Origin of the sequence: Acidithiobacillus sp. (genome assembly GCF_049965315.1) — a bacterium.
Lineage (GTDB): Bacteria > Pseudomonadota > Gammaproteobacteria > Acidithiobacillales > Acidithiobacillaceae > Acidithiobacillus_B.
This window is the reverse complement of the sequence record NZ_JBMFWL010000076.1, coordinates 1-527: the sequence shown is the minus strand read 5'-3', so window position 1 is coordinate 527 and position 527 is coordinate 1. Positions and strand designations below refer to the sequence as shown.

The 527-nt window shown below is 60.2% G+C and carries 1 protein-coding gene; it reads left to right on the top strand.

Features of this window, described 5'->3' with window-relative positions; translation table 11 throughout:
• Positions 1-67: 67 nt before the first annotated feature.
• On the top strand, positions 68-527 hold a 460-nt coding region (locus ACP5MM_RS09860), incomplete at its 3' end, for a hypothetical protein (RefSeq protein WP_427934540.1).

Genomic DNA, 527 nt, shown 5'->3' with positions numbered 1-527 from the left:
GCATTGTAACGAGGCTGCGACCTCGATACGCTGATGAAGAAGTTGTGTTCAACTGTTGAGGCTGCTGATGCGCTACACTGGAGAGTATAAAAGTTTCCGGGCAAGCGCCGCAGCGGCACTGCGCAGGGCGCTGCCGGGCAGAGCATGGCTTGCCACTGCGTTCGGTATTGCCGTGGCAGCGGCGAGCCTACCGTCGGCTGTCAGCATTATGGTGCCAGTTCCTGCCGGGGTGGCCGGCGGGGTAATGCAGGCGCTGCCGCTGCGCGCCACGGCAGCGGTAAAAAAGCCTGGCGCCATCGCCACCGCCGAAAATGAAGCCTATAGCCGGGTACAGGTTAACGATTCGTTTGGAGCGATGGACCTTCTGCGGCAGGCACGGCGCCTGCTGCGCAGCGGCCACATCGCCCATGCGTTAAACGCTTATCAAAAGGCGATTGACCGCTATGGCAACAAAGTGGTGCGCGTACAACATGGCCAATATGTAACTGTCAGCGACGAGGTGAGCCGGCTTATTTTGAGCCTGCCCG